19 protein-coding genes are annotated in these 23,184 nt (G+C 65.9%); 7 read left to right on the forward strand and 12 right to left on the reverse strand.

From position 1 onward, the window contains the following. Positions 1-38 precede the first annotated feature (38 nt). Positions 39-455, forward strand: a complete 417-nt coding sequence (locus B9C43_RS10010) for an SsgA family sporulation/cell division regulator (protein WP_033381010.1) — start codon at positions 39-41, stop codon at positions 453-455. Positions 456-534: 79 nt separating this feature from the next. Here the strand turns inward: B9C43_RS10010 and B9C43_RS10015 are convergent, their stop codons facing one another. Continuing rightward, the gene (locus B9C43_RS10015; protein ID WP_033381009.1) at positions 535-1,758 is read right to left on the reverse strand and encodes a helix-turn-helix domain-containing protein; all 1,224 of its coding nucleotides are present in this window, start codon (positions 1,756-1,758) and stop codon (positions 535-537) included. A gap of 593 nt (positions 1,759-2,351) precedes the next feature. On the opposite strand from B9C43_RS10015, the gene B9C43_RS10025 reads away from it, so the two are divergent. The 3 genes from B9C43_RS10025 to B9C43_RS10035 are packed head-to-tail and all read left to right on the forward strand — an operon-like array spanning position 2,352 to position 4,811. Further along, complete coding sequence (locus B9C43_RS10025) at positions 2,352-3,053, forward strand: hypothetical protein (RefSeq protein ID WP_084425767.1); 702 nt, start codon at positions 2,352-2,354, stop codon at positions 3,051-3,053. Beyond that, on the forward strand, positions 3,050-3,595 hold the full coding sequence (locus B9C43_RS10030; protein WP_084425768.1) for a hypothetical protein: 546 nt from the start codon (positions 3,050-3,052) through the stop codon (positions 3,593-3,595). Before B9C43_RS10025 ends, B9C43_RS10030 begins: the two co-directional genes overlap by 4 nt. Beyond that, positions 3,579-4,811 (forward strand): MAB_1171c family putative transporter, encoded by a 1,233-nt coding sequence (locus B9C43_RS10035; protein WP_084425769.1) that lies wholly within the window; start codon positions 3,579-3,581, stop codon positions 4,809-4,811. The genes B9C43_RS10030 and B9C43_RS10035 overlap by 17 nt, the downstream gene beginning before the upstream one ends. On the opposite strand, the gene B9C43_RS10040 is transcribed toward B9C43_RS10035, so the two are convergent. Then, positions 4,792-5,277 (reverse strand): sigma-70 family RNA polymerase sigma factor, encoded by a 486-nt coding sequence (locus tag B9C43_RS10040; RefSeq protein ID WP_033381006.1) that lies wholly within the window; start codon positions 5,275-5,277, stop codon positions 4,792-4,794. The two genes, B9C43_RS10035 and B9C43_RS10040, sit on opposite strands and share 20 nt — an antisense overlap. 902 nt (positions 5,278-6,179) lie before the next feature. On the opposite strand from B9C43_RS10040, the gene B9C43_RS10045 reads away from it, so the two are divergent. Continuing rightward, positions 6,180-8,366: a helix-turn-helix domain-containing protein gene (locus tag B9C43_RS10045; protein ID WP_160096460.1), complete on the forward strand. Its 2,187-nt coding sequence runs from the start codon at positions 6,180-6,182 to the stop codon at positions 8,364-8,366. Between the two features lie 63 nt (positions 8,367-8,429). Here B9C43_RS10045 and B9C43_RS10050 read toward each other — a convergent pair whose 3' ends face one another. The 4 genes from B9C43_RS10050 to B9C43_RS10065 form a co-directional block, all read right to left on the reverse strand. Beyond that, complete coding sequence (locus B9C43_RS10050; RefSeq protein WP_033381005.1) at positions 8,430-8,633, reverse strand: cold-shock protein; 204 nt, start codon at positions 8,631-8,633, stop codon at positions 8,430-8,432. Between the two features lie 145 nt (positions 8,634-8,778). Continuing rightward, a complete protein-coding gene (gene rarD / locus B9C43_RS10055; protein WP_235038543.1) occupies positions 8,779-9,663 on the reverse strand; it encodes an EamA family transporter RarD in 885 nt (294 codons plus the stop codon). Continuing rightward, positions 9,650-12,244: a LuxR family transcriptional regulator gene (locus B9C43_RS10060; protein WP_160096462.1), complete on the reverse strand. Its 2,595-nt coding sequence runs from the start codon at positions 12,242-12,244 to the stop codon at positions 9,650-9,652. Before B9C43_RS10060 ends, rarD begins: the two co-directional genes overlap by 14 nt. Before the next feature lie 135 nt (positions 12,245-12,379). Next, complete coding sequence (locus B9C43_RS10065) at positions 12,380-13,336, reverse strand: LysR family transcriptional regulator (RefSeq protein WP_143446260.1); 957 nt, start codon at positions 13,334-13,336, stop codon at positions 12,380-12,382. Between the two features lie 169 nt (positions 13,337-13,505). Between B9C43_RS10065 and B9C43_RS10070 the strand changes: the two genes are divergently transcribed. Beyond that, complete coding sequence (locus tag B9C43_RS10070) at positions 13,506-14,258, forward strand: HAD family hydrolase (RefSeq protein ID WP_033381002.1); 753 nt, start codon at positions 13,506-13,508, stop codon at positions 14,256-14,258. Here B9C43_RS10070 and B9C43_RS10075 read toward each other — a convergent pair. From B9C43_RS10075 to B9C43_RS10085, 3 genes are all read right to left on the reverse strand, one after another. Then, entirely contained in the window at positions 14,239-14,649 is a 411-nt protein-coding gene (locus B9C43_RS10075; protein WP_033381001.1) for a hypothetical protein, read from the reverse strand. The two genes, B9C43_RS10070 and B9C43_RS10075, sit on opposite strands and share 20 nt — an antisense overlap. A gap of 166 nt (positions 14,650-14,815) precedes the next feature. Next, a complete protein-coding gene (locus B9C43_RS10080) occupies positions 14,816-15,733 on the reverse strand; it encodes an MBL fold metallo-hydrolase (RefSeq protein ID WP_084425772.1) in 918 nt (305 codons plus the stop codon). A gap of 10 nt (positions 15,734-15,743) precedes the next feature. Beyond that, entirely contained in the window at positions 15,744-18,809 is a 3,066-nt protein-coding gene (locus B9C43_RS10085; RefSeq protein ID WP_084427972.1) for a UvrD-helicase domain-containing protein, read from the reverse strand. A gap of 166 nt (positions 18,810-18,975) precedes the next feature. Here B9C43_RS10085 and B9C43_RS10090 point away from each other — a divergent pair, with 166 nt between their 5' ends. Continuing rightward, positions 18,976-20,373, forward strand: coding sequence for an alpha-L-fucosidase (locus B9C43_RS10090; RefSeq protein WP_160096464.1), 1,398 nt, complete (start codon positions 18,976-18,978; stop codon positions 20,371-20,373). Positions 20,374-20,376: 3 nt separating this feature from the next. Here the strand turns inward: B9C43_RS10090 and B9C43_RS10095 are convergent, their stop codons facing one another. The 3 genes from B9C43_RS10095 to B9C43_RS10105 form a co-directional block, all read right to left on the reverse strand. After that, positions 20,377-21,069: a TetR family transcriptional regulator gene (locus B9C43_RS10095; protein WP_160096466.1), complete on the reverse strand. Its 693-nt coding sequence runs from the start codon at positions 21,067-21,069 to the stop codon at positions 20,377-20,379. A gap of 357 nt (positions 21,070-21,426) precedes the next feature. Beyond that, positions 21,427-22,059: a response regulator gene (locus tag B9C43_RS10100; protein WP_033382102.1), complete on the reverse strand. Its 633-nt coding sequence runs from the start codon at positions 22,057-22,059 to the stop codon at positions 21,427-21,429. Next, complete coding sequence (locus B9C43_RS10105) at positions 22,056-23,090, reverse strand: sensor histidine kinase (protein ID WP_084425775.1); 1,035 nt, start codon at positions 23,088-23,090, stop codon at positions 22,056-22,058. Before B9C43_RS10105 ends, B9C43_RS10100 begins: the two co-directional genes overlap by 4 nt. Positions 23,091-23,184 lie beyond the last annotated feature (94 nt).

Below are 23,184 nucleotides of genomic sequence, written 5' to 3' on the forward strand. Positions count from 1 at the left end.
TCATCGCCGCAAGGCCCTGAAAGCTGGAGGAGGCAGCGATGACACGCGACGACCACACCGAGATCATCACGACGGTCACCTTCGACCTGGTGTCCGCCCACCCCGTGCCCGTGGATGTCGAGCTGCGCTACGACACCCGCGACCCGTTCGCGGTGTACGCGCTGTTCGAGCCGGAGGGCGCGCGGGCAGTGCAGTGGATCCTGTCCCGTGACCTGCTGGCCGACGGCCTGATCGTGCGCAGTGGCGACGGTGACGTGCGGGTGTGGCCGGACCCCGAGAACGAGGAAATGGTCATCATCGAGTTCGTCACGCCGAAGGGACAGGCCCGGTTCGAGGCGCACGCCCAGGACCTCGCCGACTTCCTGGACACCACCTACGAGGTCGTCCTGCCGGGCGCCGAGGAGAACTGGTTCGACTTCGACGCCGAGATCGAGCGGATGATCGCCGCGGGCTGATGCCACGTGTGCACCGTTTGCCTCCAATGTGCTGCCAGAGGCCCTTCTGGCAGCCGCATTGGAGGCGAAACCACGCGCGTCAGCCGATCCGGGGGACAGCCACGCCGACACCGGCGAGCTGGCTGTAGAGCGTGCGAACCGAGATGTCGTCGCCGTACTTCGACAGCCGCCGCACCACCGAAGTCAGGCACACCTGGTCACGAACCGGGCGGATAGGTGCCACCCTGGGCACCACCTGCGAGGTGGTCGCGCACGCTTCCTCGACCTTGCGCTGGTCCGCCAATGCCGATGCGAGCAACGTCCTCGTGCACAACCGGACTCCGGGCCACCGCTCGCTCAACTTGACCGCCGTGCGGGCAAACCCTTCCGCCTCACGCGGCCAGCCGAGGAACCGGAACGACAACGCGCACCCGGACGCGAGGTACAGCCGGTCAGTCGGCTCGGACGAATTGACCGTCTCCAGCGACTTCTCCGCCTTGCGCAGCACCTGCAAGCACGTGTCGCGGTCGCCCATCATCGCGTAGCAGGACGCCGCCATCGAGGCGACTTCCACCCGCAGCAAGGTCAACCCGGTCTTCTCCGCGGCCTGTTCGGCCATCCGGATCACCGGCACCGCTGATTCGAGCGTGCCGTGGAACAACGACTGGAAGCTCAGTGCCGCAAGGATCTCCGCGGACAGAGCTTGTTCACCGGACCGCCTGCTGAGGTTGAGCGCGATCCGCATCCGCTGGCTGCCCAGCGCGACCTCACCCTCGTCGAAGGCGTACCAACCGCCGCGCAGGTACGACTCCGCCGCCGCACGGAAGACGTTCTCCGTCGGCGCTTCGGGCTCTTCGGTCGCCTCGTTGCCGAGCCACCGGAACAGCTGCCGCATGCCGAGGCCGACCTGGTCGTCGGGCCTGCTGACGGTGCGCAGCGCGTTGAAACCGCCTTCGCCACCGGCGAATTCGGTCTGCCGGGACCCGGACAGCTGGAACCACAGCAGCCGCTGCGGAATCTTCAGCGCCTTCGCCCAGCGCTCGAGCTTGTCGAGGTCGTGGACCTGACTTCGATCGCGCTCGATCCTGCTGATCTGCCCCTGGCTTACCCCCAGCCATTGGGCGACTTCCGCCTGGCCGACATTGCTGGCCCGCCGATACTCACGAAGTAGTTGGCCGAAGTGACGTTCCGCGGCCGCCGCACGCATGGGTGCGGCGTCCCAGAACTCGTCCGGCCGGGTCGGCGCGCCGGCCCTGCCTGACCGGCGAGGGGTGGTGTCCACCCCGCCGTGAGCGCTGGTTCGCCCACCTAGTTGCTGCTTCATGTCAGAACTCCGCTCCTTCTTCGCGGCCGAGGACAGGGTTGCTCAGCACCACAGGTGGAGCGTCATCGGTACGCATGTCGTCCCGCTCGCAGATCCTGACCCAAATGAGGACCAGTCCGAGTACCAAGTTGTCGCTGGCCTGATCGCCGGCTGCGGGGCTCCGGCGCTGGCAGGGGCGGGGGCCTGGTTGCGCCCCAAGATCGTCGTGGTATCTGAATTTGTCTCGTTTTTTGTCTCGGCCGCGCCAGCGAGACCGTGCATCAGCGTGGCGGCGACCGTCGCGGTGGCGATGCCAGCCGCGGTCAACATGATCATCCGAGAATCAAGGTGGCCACTTACCGCACGGGACCGCTGGCGGGTCGCTCTATGCCGTGCGCGCATACATGAACCTCTCTATCAGCTCGAACCTGCACCCTGGTCTGACGGCGGCGCCTACACCACGACTTCAACTCACGTGGAAGATCTGGTGAATCACCCCCAACAGGAGTAGAAATACGCCGACCGGAGCATAGGGGTGCGACGCACAGTGTTCAACCCTTGCCTCAGTGTTTCGAACGAGTACATTGTCGACGCGAATGAGTGAGGAGGGGGATATGACCCGTGTCGGGGAGGGTCTGTTCGCCGCGGTCCTCGATGACCTGTGCCGCCATCCACCAGCTAGGCGCAGGCGACTGAGCAATGTGGAACTAGCCGCGGCGATCAGGGACCGCGGTGGGGACATCGGTCACGCGTACATCGCACAACTGCGCAAGGGCCAGAAGGACAATCCGACTCGCCAGGCCATTGAGGACCTGGCCGGAGCGCTGGGTGTGCACCCGGCCTACTTCGTCGGCGGGCGCCGCGAACTGGCCGAGGGTGAGACGCCGCACTGGCGTCACGAAGCTTTGAAAACACTGTTCGACACCGCGCACGGAACGGTGTCTCCAGAGGACGTAGCCGCCGCCATCAGCTCGAATGGCCGGTTCGGGTCGATCTCGGCGAGCTACATCAGAGAATTGCTTAACGGTGTTAGCGACAATCCCCGGTTGAAACACATTCTGGGATTGGCTGAACACTTCGACGTGCCTCCTGCGTACTTCTTTGATGACAGGCTGGCTCGCTGGGTCGACAGCGAACGCGCTGACCTGGTGCAACTGCGGGAGCTTGGTGTGGTCGAGTTCGTGACTCGGCTCGCGGGCAAGGTTCCGGAGCTGTCCCAGCAGACCCGACGGGCTACCATCCAGGCGATCGCCGATGCGCTGGAGCCCGGGAAGTACGAGGGCTGGTTCATCCGGCGGGACCAGGAGTCAAGATGAACAGACGCACCCGCCGTGCGCTGGTCAATCGTGTCATCGGTGAGCTGAGACTCGCGCCGACGGCCACCTACCAGGAGGCCGCCCGGCGCGTGTGCGAGCTGATGGGCCAGCACCTCGGCAAACACGTGGAAGTCCGCTTCGCACCGCTGCCGGACGCACGGCTGACCGGAGTCTCCGCGCTGCTGGCCAACGGCAACTACCTGGTGATCTGCGCGGACTCACCGCGCTGGTACCACCGGCTGCAGATCCTGCTGCACGAGTTCGCCCACCTGATGCTCGGTCATCAGCCGGTCACCCTGACCAAATCGGAAAGTCTGCGACGGCTGGCCCCGAACCTGTTGCCTGACATGGCGCGGTACGTGGCCGGCCGTACTGCTTTCAACGACCATGAAGAACGCGCCGCCGAGGAACTCGCCGACGAGCTGCTCGACGCCATCACCGATCAGCGGTCGTTCGGCGACCCGGGCATGCCAGGCCACGTACGGCGAATCGTCTCGTCGTTCTCAACCGACCACGAGGCCGCCCATGACGTCTACATTTGACGTCATCTTCATCGGCGGCGCCCTCGTCGGCGGCCTTGCCTTGTCCTACAAGGCTTTTCGACTCTATCGCCATGGCGGTCACGCGCGCTCATGGGCATTGACCATCACTTTGGCTTATGCCGTCGGCACGGCGATCATGTCGGCGCCGACGTTCGCCATCTGGTTCGACTCGTTCATCGGCATCGACAGCTTCTCCACACTGCTGGAAGCCTGCATGGAAGCGGGCTTCGCGTGCGGGGCGTTGTCGCTGGTGACGTACTGGCGCTATCCGCTGGCGCGGGCATGTGAACTGGTGTGGCGGTTCAGCAAGATCTTCTTCGGGCTCGTGTCCGTGATGGTGGTGCTGTTCGCGATCTCGTCGTTCCCTGGCAGCCACGAGGTGGACTTCATCAGCAAGTACGCCCACCAGCCAACGGTTTCGGCGTTCGTGCTCGTCTATCTGATCCCCACGACGATCGCGACGGCCGCATCGACGCGCGGCTGCGGCCAGGCGGCGAAGGACCCGGCGATCGCGGAGTTCCCGTGGCTGCGCCGGGTGTTGCGATGCCTGCAACTGTCCGTCGGGTTCGCGATGCTGCACCTGTTCGGTGAGTACATCGCGTTGATGGCGGCCTGGTTCGACTGGCATTCACTGGACTGGGTCTCGCCTGCGGCGTCCGCGGCGTCGGCGTTCGGGTTCATCCCCGGCGCGCTGGCGGCGGCCCTGCCAGGCATCGAACGTCTCAAGCCGAGGCTGGGGCTGGCGCTCGAACGCTGGCAGGTGTTCGTGTTGTTGCGCCCGTTGCACCGGTCGCTGCGGTTCGTCAACCCGGAAGTCGTCTTCGTGGCGAGGGGAAAGCGGTTCTGCCCGCACCACCGGGTGCGCAGGCAGTTGCTGGAACTGAGCGAGTGGCGATGGACGCTGGCCCCGCGCTTCGATCCGGACGTCCGAGCGGCGGCGGAACGAATAGGCAGTATGCGTGGACTTTCCGGAGTGGACCTCGACGCGACGGTGGAAGCGGCACAGCTGAAAGCCGCGATCAACCACTCCCGGAGAAGGGGATCGGGCCAGCCGTGCCCGGAAGCGACACACGACGGCTCCGGTTTGGACAGTGAATACGCCTGGTGGGTCGCCGTGGCGCACGCGTTCCGGAACTCAAGTGTGGTGTCGGCCGCGCTCACCGAGGCAAGAGTGCACCGGGTGCGGGGGTTCCTGTTCACATCGTCCGGTCGTTGAGCGAACGGCGCAGCGCCCGCACACCGTGGTACATCCGGGACTTCACCGTGCCCGGCGGAACCCCCAGCATGTCCGCGACCTCGTTGACGGTGCGGCCACGCAAATAGGTCTCCTGGATCACCTGCCGTTGCGCCTCAGGCAACTTGTCCAGCGCACGATGCACAACCATGGCCGAAACCGTTTGGTCAGCGGGATCCGGAACACTGACATAGTCCTCGTGAGCCTCTTCGACCTCATAAGGACGCGCCTGCCTGCTCCGCCGGTCGTCGATGACAACACGCCGCGCGACCGTGCACATCCATGCGCGGAGCAAGTGCGGTCTCGGATCGAGTCTGCTCGCGTTGCGCCACGCCCTGATCAGGGTTTCCTGCACAACGTCCTCAGCCCACTGCCGGTCGTAACCGGTCAACCGCAACGCGTACGGCATGAGCGAGACGCCCATCTCCTGATACAACACGTGACCCATACCCACATCGTCTTTCGTTGCGGCACAAGGGTCCAGACGCTAATCGACATTCGCATACGGCCTGCAACGGTTATCAAAACCCAAGCACGGCAAGCAACTTCCTACCGAGAGTCAGAGCATGCAGTCCACACGCAACACAAGCGGCTGACCAGGCAACACATGACATACCCCTCGGCTGGGCCGACGTGGCCAGGACCATGAACCGAATCGCACTGAAACGACAACTCTTTGAGAAACCCCAACCCCCACCCCCAGAACAGCCCCCACCACTCCCGGGGGGCGTCCCCTGGCCAGTCTATCGGGGATATGGCTGGTCAAGGGAGTTTCTGGGTGGTTGTGGACAACTGGATTTGACGATGGTGCCATCGGCTCGGTGTAGCGGCCGCGGTCCAGTGTCACCAGCGGGGCTTGAACCGACCACCCCGGGGAATGGTCAACGAGGCTCGATGGCTCCGCGCATCCTGGATCCAGCAGCCGCTGTGCTCAAGCTTGAGCACACTTCTACCAGCGTAAAAGCCTTGCCAGCGCTTAGAGATCGAGGCGTGCCCTATCCGTAGCAGACCTAGTCTGGGAGGGCTCCCGGACCGCTGCCGGGAGAATCGGAGCACAGCTACGAAGGTGGGGAGGGACATGGCCAGTTTGGGGGTGAAACTGACCAGGCCCCTCCCTCAGTTGGCGGCTGGTGCTGGGGACACCGCAATGCCGCCGGCCGCCTCGCAGCCGTCGGGCGAGGTCGGGCCGTGCCATGCGAGCACGCCCGGCGTGGGTAGTACTACCGTTGCCAGTAGGCCTAGCCGGTTGGCACGCTTGTGCTCTCAACTATCGCCGAGCAACTACCGACTCGCGAGTAGTTGACTGTTGCCTCGTCAGTAGGCAACGAGTGGTCGACACCAGGAGGGGCTTTGTCCGCGTTCGGCAAGCGACTGCGGGAGGCCAGGCAGGCCGCCGGCTGGTCGCTGCGCGAACTGTCGGCCCGGGTGCACTACAACACCGGTTATCTCAGCAAGATCGAGAACGGGCTGCGCCCCGCTTCCGTCGAGCTTGCCAAGCGGTGTGACGCGGAACTCGGTACCACGCTGGCCCAACTGATCCCGCCGTCGGTTCCGCGGTCGATGCAACGGCCTGCGCCAAGGCAATTGCCCGCGCACGACCCGCGCATCGTCGATCGCGCCGACGACATCCAAGCTCTTGACGACATGCTGGACAGCGACCGGATGACGATCGCCGTGCTGTCCGGCACCGCAGGCGTGGGCAAGACCACTCTGGCTCTGCATTGGGCGCACCGGATTCAGCATCGCTTCCCTGATGGCCAGTTGTACGCGGCCATGCGCGGTTTTGGTGCGCAGCCGCCGTTGGAGGCCAGTCGCGTGCTGCGGGCTTTCCTGCAGGACATGGGGGTCGCGCCGCAGGCCATTCCGGCCGAAGAGGATGAACGGGCCGCGATGTTCCGCAGTTTGTTGGCGGACAAGCAGATTCTTGTCGTCCTTGACAACGTGCGCGACAGCGACCACGTGCAATCGTTGCTGCCTGGGAGTTCCGGCTGTGCCGTGATCATCACGAGCCGGGACCGGCTGGACCGGCTGGTTGCCCTTGAGGGCGCACAACGTCGCACGCTCGAGCTGTTCGATGTGGGTACGAGTCGCGAGCTGCTGTCGATGCGCCTCGGCAAGGAGGCCGTCACGGCCGAGCCACGGGCCGCGACCGAACTGGCCAAGTTGTCCGCGGGACTTCCGCTCGCGTTGAGCATCGTGGCGTCACGGGTCAACAAGGGTTTCCAGACTCCGCTGCAGTGCTTGGTCGACGAGCTGACCGACACCCGGCTCGACGGGCTTGATCTCGGCGAGACCCTTGATCTGCGAACCGTGTTCTCATGGTCGTGCGAGCGGCTTTCGCCCACCGCTGCCCGGATGTTCCGGCTGCTGGGCATGTTTCCCGGTCCGGACATCAGCGCGCACTGCGCTGCCGCGCTCGCCGGAACCGACGCCGGACAAGCCAGGCGTGATCTCACCGAGCTCGTCCGCGCGCACCTGCTGAGCGAGCTGCGTCCGGGCCGGTTCGGGTTCCACGACCTGCTCCGGGTCTACGCCGCCGAGCAGGCAGCGCGGGAAGAGTCCACACAGGACGCTGTCGGCCGCATGCTCGACCACTACCTGCACACCGCGTTGTCCGGTGACAAACAGCTCTACAGCAATCAATCCGCGCTCGTCACCGATCCTCCGGTGGAAGGCGCGCGGCCGATGGAGCTGACCGACTATCCCAACACGCTGCGGTGGTTCGATGAAGAACACCACTCGTTGATGGCTTGCGTGCAGCTGGCCGCGGAGCAAGGCTGGGACGACCACGCGTGGCAGCTTCCCCGTGCACTGGCAGGGTTCCTGCGGCTGCGCGGGCATTGGCAGGACTGGGTCAACACGCAGCGGATCGCTTTGCGCACGGCCAAACGGATAGGCAATCAGGGCGCGCAGGCAGACGCGCATCGGCTGCTGGCACAGGCGTATCACAACCTGTGCGAGTACTCCGAGACCGTGCACCACGCCGAACACGCGATCGACCTGTATGGACGACTAGGCGATCGCACCGGTGAAGCGTTGGCACACCGGCATTTGGCGTGGACTTACCACGAGAAGACCGACTACGAAAGGGCGATGGCGCACCACCGCCAAGCCCTCGCGTTGTTCCGGTGGAGCAACCACCGGCTCGGCGAGGCCAGCAGCCTCAACGGTCTCGGGTGGACGACCGCCCACCTCGGCGATCACCAGGCCGCGCTCGGCTTGTGCGAGCAGGCACTGCGGATCGCCGATCAGTTGCGGGACAAGCACATGCAGGCCGCCGTACTCGACAGCCTAGGCTTCATCTACCGCCGGATCGGTTCGCTCGGCCGGGCAGCCGAGCACTACCGGCAGGCTATTGCCGGGTTCAGCGAACTCGGGAGTTCTTACTTCGAAGCCTTGTCCCTCAACAATCTCGGTGACGTCCAGCAGGCCGAACAGGACCGGGCCGGCGCGGCCGAGTCATGGACGGCGGCGAAGGCCATTTTGGACTACCTGCGTCACCCGAAAGCGGCCGAAGTGGCCGCGAAACTCTCCTAGCAACGGCGGAAGGCCCGCACCCGGATCAGGGGTGCGGGCCCCACGCGACTTACTCAGTGCTGATCAGATCGCACGCACGCTCTGGGCCTGCGGGCCCTTCTGGCCCTGGCCGATCTCGAACTCAACACGCTGGCCCTCGTCCAACGACCGGAATCCGCTGCCCTGGATCTCCGAGTAGTGCACGAACACGTCGGCGCCCCCGCCGTCCTGCTCGATGAACCCGAAGCCCTTCTCGCCGTTGAACCACTTAACGGTGCCTTGCGCCATACCACTATCTCCCTGAAATACAGCCCGGGTCCTCACAGCGATGACCCGCGGCCAGCGTCCATACTGCCACCCATTGGCTCCACTGGCATAGCTGACTGGGCGAACTGATCGAAAAAGCATCGCTGACCTGCGGTGAAAGAAAACCCTATTGGCCCGTGACGGCGAGTGCGGCGGCCTGACGGCGTTGTCTGAGGCCGTCGAACGTGAGCACGGCCAGCGCCAGCCACACGAGTCCAAACCCGAGCAACCGGACCGGCGGCATGTCCTCGCCGAAGACGGTGACGCCGAGGGCGAACTGTAAAACGGGCGTGATGTACTGCAGCAGCCCCATCATGGTGAGCGGCAACCGCTGCGCCGCACCGGCGTACAACAGCAACGGTATACCGGTGATCGGGCCTGCCAGCACCAGCAGGACGGTATGCCAGGCAGACCCGGAAACGAACGTGTTGCCGTCCGGACCGGCGAAGAACAACGTATACACCAAAGCGACCGGGGCGAGCACCAGAGTTTCCACGGTGACGCCTTCTGTCGCGGGCACCGTGACGGACTTCTTGATCAGACCGTAGGTTCCGAACGCGACCGCGAGGGTGATCGCGATCCACGGCAACCGTCCATACGCGACAGTGAGGATCACGCCCGCGGCGGCGCCGATGCCGACGGCGACCCACTGGAGTCCGCGTAACCGCTCCCGCAGCAGCGTGACGCCGAGGATTACGGTCAGCAACGGATTCAGGAAGTAACCAAGTGAGGTTTCAACTACCTGGTTCGTGTGCACGCCGTAGACGTAGACCAACCAGTTGATCGCGATGACCACCGCGGCGAGCACCAGCTTCGGCTTGACGGCGGCTCGTAGCCCGCGCAGCCGCCGCAGTGCGGCGAGCATGAGCACACCGAACACCGCTGTCCACACGCAACGGTGTACCAGAACCTCAAGGGGCCCAGCGGGTTTGAGTGCCGTGAAGTACAACGGGACCAGTCCCCACCACGCGTACGCGGCAATCGCGTAGCCAAGTCCTCTACGGCTCTCCACCAGGCCAGTGTCCCGGTAGCGCGCAAGCCAGTTGCGCACGCCCGGCGATCCCGAGCTTCCGGTATACCTTCGTCAGGTGCTGTTCAACAGCACGCTGCGTGACGTACAGCTCCGCCGCGATCTCCCGGTTGGTCCGGCCGCGGACGGCCATTGCCGCCACGCACATCTCTTGGTCGGTGAGGCTGCACGAGTCCTGCCGTGACCGCCGTCCGCCTGCGGCGCGCAACTCGTTCGCGGCCACCGTCATGATCGGGATCGCGCCGCACGCCTTGGCCAGGTCGTGCGCCCGCCGGTACACCGGCCGCCGGTCCGCGGGCGGCAGGAAGGCGCCCCAGGCGAGCAGGGAACGCGCCAACTGCAGCCGCGCCGGGGAGTCGGTGAGCACCTCGACCGACTCCGCCAGCAGCTCAGCGCCCTGTTCCTGAGCGGCAATACCCGCCACGCGCAGGGCGTTTCCGAGCGCACGCGGGCGTCCCCACCGCCTCGCCAGCGCGACTTCTTCCTCGGCGAGCCGCAGGGCGTCGGTGGGACGGCCGAGCGCCAGGTACTCCTCGGCCGCGTGCGAGCGCCATGCCGTGCCACCCGGGTTGACGACTCCGCGCTTGATCAACCTCTTGCCGCATTCCAGCAGGTCAAGCAGGGCTCCACCGTGATCACCGAGCCGGGACCGGGCGATGCCACGGTGGTAGAGCACGCGGTCGAACCGCCGGGACTCGGGCACCGCGCCGTCCAGCCGGTGGCTGGCGAACAGCTCGAGCGCCCGCTCCGGATCTCCCATCTCCGCCCAGGTCGAACACAGGGCCGTGAGCGCGAGCGTGACCACGCGCTGGCGGCCGAGCTTGAGCTGGTCGAAGATCTCCAGCGCGGTCCGGCCGTCCGACTCGGCGTCGGCCAGCCGGCCAAGCCGCAGGTAGAGGTGCGCCCGCAGGGAGTGCACCTGCGCGAGGGCGACGGGCACGTCCCGGCCGGCGGTCACCGCGAACGCGTCGTCGCAGAGCTTCAGCGCGGTGTCCAGCTCGTCGGCGATCATCAGCGTGATCACGATGTGGGTGAACGTGGCCCGGTCGATGATGTCGCCGACGGCGCCTTCGACCAGGCGGGGTGGCGCGGCTTTGGCCAGTGCGGCCGACCTGCCGGGATCCTCGCCGCGCAGGCAGTCACGAAACGCCAGCAACGCGGTGAGAAACCGCTCGTTCTTCGCCGACATCGCCGGTTCGGCGCGCAGCCGCTCGAACCTGGGCGGCAGGTCGGCGTCGACGCATGACTCCTCAAGGATCAGCCGGGCGGCGTAGAGCTGCAGCGAGTGGCTCAGATCGGGGTCGATGCCGGTGACCGCGCTCGCCGCGGAGTCCAGCGCGGCGACGGCCCGGCCTCGGTCTTGGCGTTCGGCGATCTCGTACGCCAGCGTGAGGGTGAGTTTGGCTTCCTCGACCGGATCGGTGATGTGTCCGCTGGCCTTGGTCAGCGACTCGAACGCGGCGTCCGGATCGAGATGCGTCTCGAGCAAGCCGAGCTGTCCGACCACCTCGGCGCGTAACCCGCTGTCATGCAACGGTTCCCGCAACAAGCGACGCAGATAGCGGGCGGCGCGGTCCGGGCTTTGCTCGCGGCGTGCGGCGTCACGCAACGCCTCAATCGCCCAGTCTTCCCCGAGTGGGGCGCTGGCCAGCAGGTGTTCCCCGGCGTTTTCCCCGCGGCTGTGCAGGAACCGCGCGGCCCGGCCGTGCGCTGCTTCCCGTTCCGGGCTGGTCATGCTGTGCAACAAGGCTTTCCGGGCGATCGGGTACGTGATCGCCAGCGGTTCCTCGTCCACGAAGCCGAGTTCGGCGAGCTTGGCCGCCGCGGCCATGCCACGTTCGAGGTCCAGACCGGCGACCGCCGCGGCGAGCGGGATCGTGATCCCCTCAAGCAGGGCAACGGCTTTGGCCATGGCAAGGACGTCGTCACCGCACCACGCGAGCCGCGGCACCAGGCTGATCGCGACCGTGCTCGCGGCGGCCTCGATGCCCTCGGCCGTCTTCGGCTTCTGCGCCGCCAGCAATTCCCTGAGCAGGTAAGGATTTCCGCCGGTGGCTTCGCGGCAGGCAGCGACGTACTCATCGGGCGCCGGTCCGATCATGCGGGCGCACCCGGCGAGCTCGAGGCCGCCGAGCCGGATCCGCTCAAGGGGTCCGACCAGCTCGTTGACCAGGCCCGAGCGAACGGGGCCGCACGTGAGCACCATGCTCATCGACAGGTCGGCGAGCCGGTGATGGATGAAAGTCAACCACCGCACGGACTCCTCGTCGGCCTTGTCCACGTTGTCGACGCCGAGGAACACCGGGTGCTGCACGGCCAGCGCCCGCAGGTACTGCGTGGCGTGCCGGAGCACTCCGTGGAGGTCCCCGTCGAGGTCGAAGCCGTCGAGTTTGCCCGGGAAAAGTTGATCGACTACACCAAAAGGAAGATCACTTTCCACAGCCGACGCGGCGGCAGTGCGCACAGTGAATCCAGACGCCTGCGCCTGCCGCGCCATTTCGGCGAGCAAGGAGCTCTTGCCAGAACCGAGCCTGCCTTCGACACACGTTATTCGATGCCGCACCCTTGCCCTCAATTCAGGCACACCGTTTCTGGCATCGATAACGCCGGTCATCCGATTTACCCCCCGGTCAAGGTGTGTAAAATAATATCACTCGACCCATTAGCCGGTACCCAACAATCAGCCATAACTCTACGATTATGACCGATCACCCTCGCGGTTACGCCACCAAGTGGCGTAAGCCGGACGGGACCGCATGACGTCCAGGTATCCGGCAAGCAGGCGATCGTAGACCTCGCCGGCGACCGCGGCGATCGGCGAGTCGCCGCGCCAGGCCACCAGCAGCCTCCGATAGTGCGGATTGCCGGCGATGGGCCGCAGTACGACATCCTGCGGCGGCTCTGACGTGGGGAAATAGCAGCCGACGGCCTCGCCTGACGCGATCAGCAGGCCGGCCGCGACCGAGCTGGCCACCCGGTGGCGCACCTGCGGCGAGAAACCGGCGGCACCGCACGCCATCCGGAAGCTCGCCAGCCCGCCCGCCTCGTCGTCCGGCGGCAGCACCCAGTCGGCTTTCGCCAGGTCAGCCAGCACGATCTCGTCCTGGCCGGCCAGCGGATGACACACGTGCAGGCCGATGAAGAACGGCTCGGTGACCAGCACCCGGTGCTCGATGCCGGGGCCGAGGTAGATGGGGTAACGCGGGAACTCATGCAGCACAGCTATATCGAGCGTGTTGGATCCGAGGGCCTCGATCACCGGCCGGACCTCCACGGAGATCCAGCTGGACACGTCGGGGTCGGGCAGCACCTCGCGGATGACCGTGACCAGCGCGGGAGTGTGCCGGTTGTCGATCCCGCCGACCCTGATCACGGTGTCGTGCGTGCGATCGGAGAACTGCTCACCGGCCTCACCCAGCCTGTCGAAGCGTTCGACCAGCTCACGGGCCTCGTCGATGAAGTGCTGGCCGAGTTCGGTGACCACGATGCCGTCCCGGCCCCGGCGGAAGAGGTGCCCGCCGACCTCCCGCTCGATCCGTTGCAGCTGCGAGGACAGACCAGGCTGCGTGACCTGCAGGATCGCCGCGGCGCGGCTGATGCTGCCCGCGTCGGCGACGGCAAGCACCGTGCGCAGGTGTCTGATCTCCAGCCGCATTGCCGAAACCCCCTGGTCCGAAGCCGTTTGCGATCGTAATCCCCTACTTCGGCCGTCCGAACACACTATGCGAAAGTAGGTTATTCACCCGACCTGCCCCTTGTATGCTCCGACCATACGAGTAACGTCCTGAAGAGTGACCCGGTTCAGCAAAGAAGTCGAATAGTCAATGCCCACGATCACCGACATGTACGACGGATTTCTGTTCGAACTGGAAGGATTACTTGACGGGAACACCGGGGTGATCCCTTTCACAACAGAAACGGTTGATCATCTCTATCCCATCGCTTTCCTGAGCACCGACGCCACCCGGTCCGCTGCCGCGGTGGCGTCGTCGCTGGCCGGGCTGGGCATCAACGCCCACCAAGCCCAGGTCGTGACCCAGTCGCACGCGGCGGCGCGACTGTTGACCGGCCTGGTGCCTGCCCAGTCAGCGGACGAGTTCGTCCTCGGTACTGCACATACCGAGGACGAACCGCCGTCTCAGGCGCCGGCGTCGTACCCGGAGTTGCTGCGCGAGGCCATCCACCGCACGAGGGCGCGGTACCCACTCGCGATCGGCCAGTCCATGCGCTTCGTCGCAGCGGCGCGCGCGATCCACATCCCCAGCGTGCTGATCCTCAACGAGTCGACGAACCTGCGCTCGTTGTTGCTCACGTCGCCGGATCAGCGGCCCACGTTCGTCGCCACCGACCTGCGGGACTTGTTCCGCCGTCAGCCGATCGTCGACTGCGAGGCGCGCTACTGGGAATGTGAAGGCTGGATCGCCACGGTGACCCAGGGCACGCTCCAGTTGTACCCAGGCCCGTCCTCGACGCTGGCCGCGGGCGCCCGTGTGCTGTGCGCGGCGGCGTGGAACTTCCGAGGGCCGGACCTGGACATCGACTCAGCCGTGGATCTGTTCACTTCCCTTGCTGCGTGAACACGACGAAGTCGTCCTCGTCGTCACACAGCACCAGCTTGACGTCACCCTTGAGACCGCTCGGGCTCTCGTAGCTGACCATCGATCCGTCGTCGCTCTTGGCCGACCACCCGCGCGCGTTCACGGCCTTGGCGATGCTGTCCTTGACCACCTGAGGGTCGGCATCGATGACCGCGGCGATCTCGATGGAGTCGCCTTTCTGCTTGCCCCTCGGGTCCTGCACGCTGTCGTCCGGCAACGGCGGCACCGGATCGGGCTTGAACTCGTCGACAGGCAGGCCCGTCGCCATGACGTCCTTGGCCACCTGGCACTTCTGCATCTTGTCCAGATCCCGCACCGGCGCCGAGCACCCAGCCAGCACCAGTGCGAGCACGATCACCAGTACCCGCACCCACCCTCCTTTGTCGCCCCGACCCTATCCGGATCTTCGCAGCCGTGACGGCGTTTTGGCCGACCGCGATGGGACAAAAAGGACACAGCGTTCACAGAAGGTGTTACGGGGCCCAGCTTCTGGCGAGCCCTGGTGCCATAGGGCCCAGGTTCTAGAGGGCCCTGTTCTATAGGGCGCAGTGCAAGGGGCCGCCGTTGTAGGTGACCGCGTCGCTGATCGCGGCGAGCAGGTTCATCTCGGTGTTCGTGGCCTCGGCGTACGCGCGGTGCAGGTTGAGCACGATGCGTTCGGCGTCGGGCAGGGTCGCGAACTCGCCGAGGTCCAAGTCCTTGGCGGCGTCCAGCGGGGTCCAGCCGCGGTCGAGACCGGAGGCCGCAGTGGCCTGGACCATTTTGTAGTAGCGCGCGTGGGTGTCGAGGACCTCGCCGAAGTCGGGGCCTTCGAGCAGCGGGCCGTGGCCCGGAACGATGTAGGACGCGGGGAAGTTGCGCAGCCACTCCAGTGACCGCAGTGCGCCGGAGACCGAGCCCATGAACACGAGCGGGGTGACCTGGTTGAAGATCAGGTCACCGGTGAACAGCACCTTGGCTGACGGCACCCATGCGATGGCATCGCCGGGCGTGTGCGCGCTGTAGCCGGGGTGTTCGAGCGACACTTCTACCTCGCCCGCGTGCAAGGTCAGCGAGGAGTCGAAAGTCACAGTCGCCGCACGGATCTCCGAGATCCCCCAGTCGGGGCTCGGTGACCAGACCGGCGGCGTGTTCTTCAGGATGAAGTCGGCGAGCAGGCCGTTGCGGGTATGCGTCTGGGACACGATGACCGTCGACGCGGGCAGCAGGGCATTTCCGTACGTGTGGTCGCCGTGCAGGTGCGTGTTGACAGCCAAGTCGATGGACGCGCCGTTGGTCGCGGCGGCGACCGCGTCCAGGAACAAGGTTGTCCGGCGGCGGGTCGCGCATGTGTCGACGAGGACCACCGAAGAACCGCTGTGCACGGCGCCCGCGTTGTTGAGCCACCACGAGCCGTCGGGCTGGACCCACGCGTAGACGCCCGCTGCCACTTCATGCAGTGCCGGTTCGCTCATGCACTAGAACCTATAGGAGTCTGAGTTGACGGCTCCGCTTAGCCGTACGGCCTGCCAGTTTTTCGGCAACTTGTGGCCCAAGACTGGCCAGGAACGGCGAAGGTTCGCCACGGTGGCTGAGGTACAGGTGTTTCTGTGCACGGCTGACACCGACGAAGAACAGCCGACGCTCCTCATCGGTCTGCTCGGCCCAGCGCATCGGCAGCAGTCCTTCGCCGCAGCCGACGATGAAGACAACAGGGAACTCAAGGCCTTTGGCCGCGTGCAGGGTCAGCAGGGAGATCCGGTTGGCTCGCGGATCCCAAGTGTCCACTTCGGCACCCAGTGTGAGTTCGGCGAGGAAGGCGGCCGGATCCAGCCGTGCGGCCAACGGGTTCAGCAGCTCGAGTGCGTCCTGCACGTCGACCGACTCCGACACCCGCTGGGCGGCCCTCTTGAGCAACAGAGGTGTGTTTGGACTGTCCACAACGAAGTGGTCGATCAGTTCCCGGACACCGGGATGTCCCGCCAACTGGGAGTGCGACCGCTTCTGGAACGGCAGACCTTCCCGCGCCAGCACCTCCATCACCGGCTTGGCCTGGGCATCCGTCCGGTAGAGCACCGCGATGTCGTCAAAGGACAGTCCACCTTCGACACCGTCACCGGCGACCCTGCCGGAATCGTGGGCGTGAAATGACGAGCCGCCCAACAATTCCTCGATGGTCTGGACCACAAACTCGGCTTCGGCCTCATCCGAGGCCGCCGGATAAATGCCGATCAATGAACGGTCGCCAGGCGCCGTGCGCATCGCCTGCAATTCTCGATCGGGCACCAATGTGGCCGGTTTGACCGCAGCGAGCGCACCGGCCACGATCACCGGGCTCGACCGGTAGTTGCGGGTCAGCTGCACGGTTCGCGCGGTCGGGAAGTCACGCTGGAAACGCAGGAAAAAGCCGACGTCAGCACCACGGAACGAATAAATGGCCTGGTCAGGGTCGCCGATCGCGCACAGGTTGCCGTTGGGCGGGGTCAGCTCCTGCAGCAGCCGGTACTGCAGCTCGTCGACGTCCTGGTACTCGTCGACACAGATGTAGTTGAACCGTGAGCGGTAGTGCTCGACCAGCTCGATCTGCCGGGACAGCAGCGTCACGGGCATCGCGAGCAGGTCGTCGAAGTCGACCAAGTCCTTGCTGTGCAAGGCTTTGTCGTACCGTTCGACCAAGCCGATCAGATCACCGTCGATCTCGTCGCCGATCGGCAGCTCACCGGCCGCCGCTGCCGCCATCCCAGCGGCAAGCGCTCGTTTGGCGCGGGAGATCTCCTGCAGTGCTCGCCGAGGCTCCTCGCCGACGATCTCGCGCAGCACGGCGATCCGCGTGGCCTCGTCGGCGACGCCGAAATCCGGGGCGAGCCCGAGCACGGCGTGCTGTTCCCGCAGGATCATCAGGCCGAACTGGTGGAACGTGGCCACCGTCAGCTCAGCCGCGGCGGGGATCAACGCGGCCAGTCGCTCCCGCATCTCCTCGGCGGCGCGCCGGGTGAACGTGATCGCCAGCACCGATGAAGGCGAAACGTCATGGGACAACACGAGATGCGCGATCCGATGGGTCAACGTCCTCGTCTTGCCGGTGCCCGGCCCGGCGACGATCAGCAGCTGACCGTCCACAACGGACGCGGCCGCGCGTTGGTCCGGGTCGAGGCCGTCCAGCAACGACGACGTCGGCGGTGTGATCATCAACGGCGTCGTGAGCTTGGGCGCCGGAATGTCCACAATGGGCTTGATAGCCCGCCGGGACACCACGATCTCCTCCACCGTCGGCACGTCGAACAGGCCAGGCGACTGGTCGGTCGGCGCGTCCAGCTCGCCGGGCGCGAACATCTTGATGGTGCCGTACTCGCCGTCGAAGCCCGGATCGCACCGGACCTGTCCTCGACGCAGCCGGTCGATCGCCTCGTGCACAAGGGGATTGCGGATGTCCTCAAGCGGAGCTTCCATCAGCAGGGGAAGTTCCGGGCCGTGCGCGTTGACCAGGTCGGTCACCGCGTTGGTGACGGCCTTGCTCTTCGGGCCGACCTTGAGGATCTCGCCCATGATCTCCGGCAGCGGCACGATGCTCCAGTACTCGCCCGCGTTCGCCGGCCGCACACCGGGTTCCCGGTCGGCGAGCTCGGCGATCCGGTGCAGCACACCGACTGTGAGCGGCTTCGAGCACGTCGGGCAAGTGCCACCGAGCTTCTTGGTGTCGCTCGGCTCCATCCGCACATCGCACTTGCGGTGCCCGTCAAGGAAGTACTTGCCCTCCTCGGGAAACATGTCCACGGTGCCGACATAGCCCGTGCCGTCACGCAATGCGTCCCGCAGCTTGAAGTAGTCCAGCTCGGTGTCGAACACGGTGGCGTTGCGGCCGAGGATCGGCGGCGAGTGCGCGTCGGAGTTGCTGACCAGACGGTATTTGTCGAGCCCGGACACCCGCCAGTTCATCGACGGGTCGCTGGACAGGCCCGTCTCGACGGCGAAGACGTGGTCGGCGAGGTCGGCGTAGCAGTCCGCGACGGCGTCGAAGCCCGATTTCGAGCCCAGCACGGCGAACCACGGCGTCCAGACGTGTGCGGGCACCAGGTACGAGCCCTCGCCGGACTCCAGCGTGATCTCCAGCAGGTCACGCGAGTCCAGGCCGAGGATCGGCCGCCCGTCCGAGCCGAGGTTGCCGATCTTGGCCAGCGCCGCGGTGAACTTGTCGGCGGCCTCGAACGACGGCACGTAACACAGGTGGTGCACCTTGCGGGTGCGGTCATCACGCTTGTAGATCGTGGAGATCTCCACCTCGAGGACGAACCGGACCTCGCCGTGGCAGCTCGCCGGCAGCTTGCGAAGCACTTCGTCGTCGACGTCGTCGCGCAGCTTGAACAGGCCAGGCTCGGCGGGAACCAGCGTTTCGCGCAGCTCCTGCGCCCACGCGGGATGGGTGAAGTCACCGGTCCCCAGCACGGTGATCCCCTTGCGCCGCGCCCACCACGCCAGGTTGCGCACGTCGCAGTCGCGGCTGCACGCCCGGCTGTACTTCGAGTGCACGTGGAGATCAGCGTAATAACGCACCGCCGGATACTGCCATGACCGCGGCAAAAACCCACGGAGGGTCGGCGGCACGCCACGCCGGAAGCGCGGATGATCATGCCGGTTCCACGTGGATCAGCGGATATCCACCGATCGGTTAACCAGTCAGTGGATGTGGCGGTACCGCCGATCCGGTGACGATCAGGCCATGGTCAGCCGTCGCACACTGCTCGGAGCAGTCCCCGCACTCGCCCTCGCCGCCAGCGGCAGCACCGCCGCGGCGGCCCCGCGCAGGCCGCTGCCGCCGTGGTTCGACGAGGTCAAGCTGGGCATCTTCATCCACTGGAACGCCGCGGCCATTCCGGCGTTCGCACCGGTGCACCTGCTGCGCGACCTGGCGTCCACCAGTGATCCGAATCTGCCGCTGCGGCAGCAACAACAGATCTGGCGGACGCTCCCCTACGCGGAGATGTACCAGAACACGATGGCGGTCCCGGGCAGTGAAACCGCCCGCTATCACGCCGAACGGTACGGCGACACGCCCTACGACGGCTTTGTCGGGCAATTCCGCGACAAGATGATCCCGGCGTGGGACCCGCGGCCGTGGGCGGAGTTGTTCCACCAGGCTGGGGCCGGGTACGTGGTGCTGACCACGAAGACCGAAGACGGGTTTCTGTTGTGGCCCAGCGCACACGTGAACCCGCACAAACGCGGCTGGCAGTCGAACCGGGATGTGGTGGGCGAACTGGCCAACGCGGTCCGTGCGCGCGGGATGCGGTTCGGCACGTACTACTCGGAGGGAATGGACTGGACCTTCGGCGGCCTGCCGATCACGGACAACACAAAGCTCCTCGAAGCGTTGCCGCAGGGCGAGCAGTACGCCAGGTACACCGATGCGCATTGGCGCGAGCTTGTGGCGCGCTACCGGCCGAGCGTGCTGTGGAATGACTACGGCTACCTGCCCAACCAGGACGCCGAGGCGCTGTTCGAGACGTACTACGAGGAAGTCCCCGACGGGATTGTCAACGACCGGTTCGACATGGGCCTGCCCTCAGATTTCGTCACCCTGGAGTACGCGGAGACGAACGGTCCGGCGGATCGCAAGTGGGAGGCGTGCCGCGGGATCGGAACGTCGTTCGGCTACAACAGGATGGAGTCCGACGCGAGCTATCTCAGCGAGACGGAGCTCGTCCGGATGTTCGTCGACATCGTCGCGCACGGCGGGAACCTGCTGATCAACGTCGGCCCCACCGGCAGCGGCCAGATCCCGCCAGAGCAACGACAGCGCCTGCTCGCATTGGGCAAGTGGTTGCGTACCAACGGTGACGCCATCTACCGGACTCGACCTTGGGAACGTGCCAAGGGAATCACCACCATGGGTCGGCAGATCCGTTACACAGCTTCGAAAAACGCGGTCAACGCGATTGTGTTCGACACGTCGGGGCCGGTTGTGGAGATCGATATGCGCCCTGCCGCTCATGCTCGGGTGACGATGGCAGGCAGCAGGGACCGGTTGCGCTGGGAACCGACGGCACACGGCGCTCGTGTCCACCTGCCACGTGACTCAGCACCCCAGCCCGCGTACGCCCTGCAAATTTGGCACTGAGTGTCAGCGCTCGAGAGCGTCCTCGATCCGGCTCATCACGCTGGCGAGCGGCATGCCCCTGCGCATCACCGCGACGACGACGTCGTCCACCTCTTCGGAACGGGCCGCGGTGACGCCGAGGGTCTCCCGGATGTAGCGGAAAGCACGGTCGGCTTTGCCGAGCACGTCGCCCTTGCCACCGGCCTTGAGGTACTGCCGCAGCACGTGGTTGTGCGCCGCGACGACAGCGGAACCAGCCACCTCGGCCCACAGCGCACCGTCGGGCTCGTCGCCGACGCGGTCGACCAAGTAGCGGGTGACGGCGATGTGATAGCTGTGCGCACTAGCGATCTCGCGAGAGCGCAACTGAGGGAAATCGCGGGTCAACCGGTACCGCTGTACTGCGATAACACCTTCGTCGAGGTATGCCTCGAGCACACCGTGAACGGCGCGGCAGGCAACCGACAGCGGGGGCTCGTCGTGCGGGGCCGTGGCGAAGACCTCGGCGACGCGCAGCAGGCGCGCCTCATGGTCCGGGAAGATCACGTCTTCCTTTGACGGGAAGTACCGGAAGAACGTCCGCCTGCCCACCCCAGCCGCCGCGGCGATCTCGTCGACGGTCGTCTCCTCATACCCCTTGGCCAGGAAAAGGTCGATCGCGGCCGCGGTCAGCGCCTCGCGGACCCGTCTCCTGCGATCGGGCACCCCGCTCGTCATGACCGAAAAAGTAGCACGGGGAGTTGCGCAATGGCACTGAGTGCCATTAGTGTGTTGAGTCACGCTCACCAACGGAGGTCGCGATGAACCCCAGCACCGCTTGTCTGTGCGTCTGCGCCCCAGCCGGCCACCACCACAGCACGTGCCAGTCCACGGCTGAACCGGGGCTGAGCGTTGCCTTGAGCCAGTCCGTGACCAGGCCCATCCGGGTGCCGGCCTGCCGCCCCTGCTACGAGGCAGTCCGGCGCGCACTCTGGGCCGGCGTCGGCTTGCGCCTGCACCCCGCGACCGCCGCCAGCGCCTGAGTGCCACGGGGTGCCGGATCGGGCTGTGGTCCGGCATCCCGTATCCAGGACATCACAGCAACCCGTGGTCTCTTGCGTAGATGGCTGCTTGGGTGCGATCGCGTAGTCCCAGCCGTCCGAGGATCCGCGAGATGTGGTTCTTCACCGTGCCCTCGCTGAGGAACAGGCGGGCGGCGATCTCCCGGTTCGTTGACCCGGATGCGATGAGTTTCAGGACGTCGGTTTCCCGTTCGGTCAACGTATCGACGCGACTCGGCGCCGGGTGCGAAGACAGTGCAGCCGCAACATGTTGCGCCGCAGCGTCGTCGAGCTGCGTGACACCGGCATGCGTAAGGCGCACAGCCTCGGCCAGCTTGGCTGCGGGTAGGTCTTTCAGCAGGTAACCAGCTGCGCCCGCACGCAACGCCTGGACTACGTATTCCTCGTCGTCGAACGTCGTGAGCATCACGACTTTGCACTCGGGCGCACGGCGGCGCAGGACGGCGACCGCGTCGACGCCGTCCATTTCGGGCATCCGGACGTCCATCAGCACCACGTCCGGGCTCAGGGCGATGACTTGGTCGATCGCTTGCTTGCCGTCGGCGGCCATGCCGATGACCGAGATGCCTTCTTGGATGTCCAGTAGCGACGCGATGCCTTCTCGGACAAGCCTTTGGTCGTCGACGACGAGCACTCGGACGTTCATCGCGGCACCGTCACCGCGACTCGGGTGCCTGAACCGGGTGCACTGTCCACTGTGATCGATCCGCCGACGAGCGCCGCGCGTTCTTTCATTCCTGGTAAACCGAAGCCGGTGTTCGGTGCTTCGGTGTGGAAGCCGCGGCCGTTGTCGCTGACGACCAAGCGAGTGTCTGCTTTGCCGAAGGTGACCGCCACGGACACCCGATCTGCCTGACCGTGCCGGCGGGCGTTGGTGGTCGCTTCTTGTGCCGCGCGGAACAACGTCATCACCGTGGCGCGATCGAGGGCTGGTTCGTCTCCTTCGATTTTCAAATTGACGTCCAGCGAGGTCAGCGCACTCACCAAGGTCCGCCCGGGAAGCGTGCTGACCGACGTTCGGACCTCGTCAAGGGCGTGTGCCACCGATTCCCGGGCGTCGGCAAGCGCTTGCTTGGCGACGGCCGGGTCACGGGAGGCGAAGGCTGAAGCCTTTTCCAACTGGATGGAAACGGCGGTCAGGTGGTGACCGAGGCTGTCGTGGATGTCGCGGGCCATCCGGGCACGTTCGGCCTCGGCGGACAGCTGGGCGAGCCGGGCGGAGCTGCGGCGTTCCCGGACCGCGACATCGGCCATGGCGATCGCCAGCACCAGCCCGAGGCTGAACATCAGCACGTCCGATACGTAGTTCGCGTCCCGATACCAGCCTGGCACCCACACGATGAAACTCGTGAGCAATAGGGCTAGACATAGCGCGCCAAGTACTAGGCCGATAACCCGGCCGAATGTGAGGTACGCGGCGAACGGCACCAGCACGAACAGAACCCGCGACAGGCTCGACTCGTCCAGTGCGACGACGACGAAAAACAGAGCCAGCTTGGCAATGAGGAACCACGCAGAACGGCGTTCCAGCGCGTCGAGCACGAACAAGGCCGCGATCCCGGCGACGAAACCGAAGACCCGCAACGGGTGCGGGTCGCCTAGACCGGCAAAGACGTAGTAGAGCCCAGCCAGCAGCACGACGCCGTACACCGCGCCGGACACCCAGGGCATCTTCATTCCCTGAGCCTACGGCGGCTTGGACACGGATTGAGCAAAGTTTGGCCAAAGGTCATGTGCCCCCACCATGCCCCTCGGCACTTACGGCCGGGCC

The organism is Kibdelosporangium aridum, assembly GCF_900176515.1.
In the GTDB taxonomy this organism is placed as follows: Bacteria; Actinomycetota; Actinomycetes; order Mycobacteriales; family Pseudonocardiaceae; genus Kibdelosporangium; species Kibdelosporangium aridum.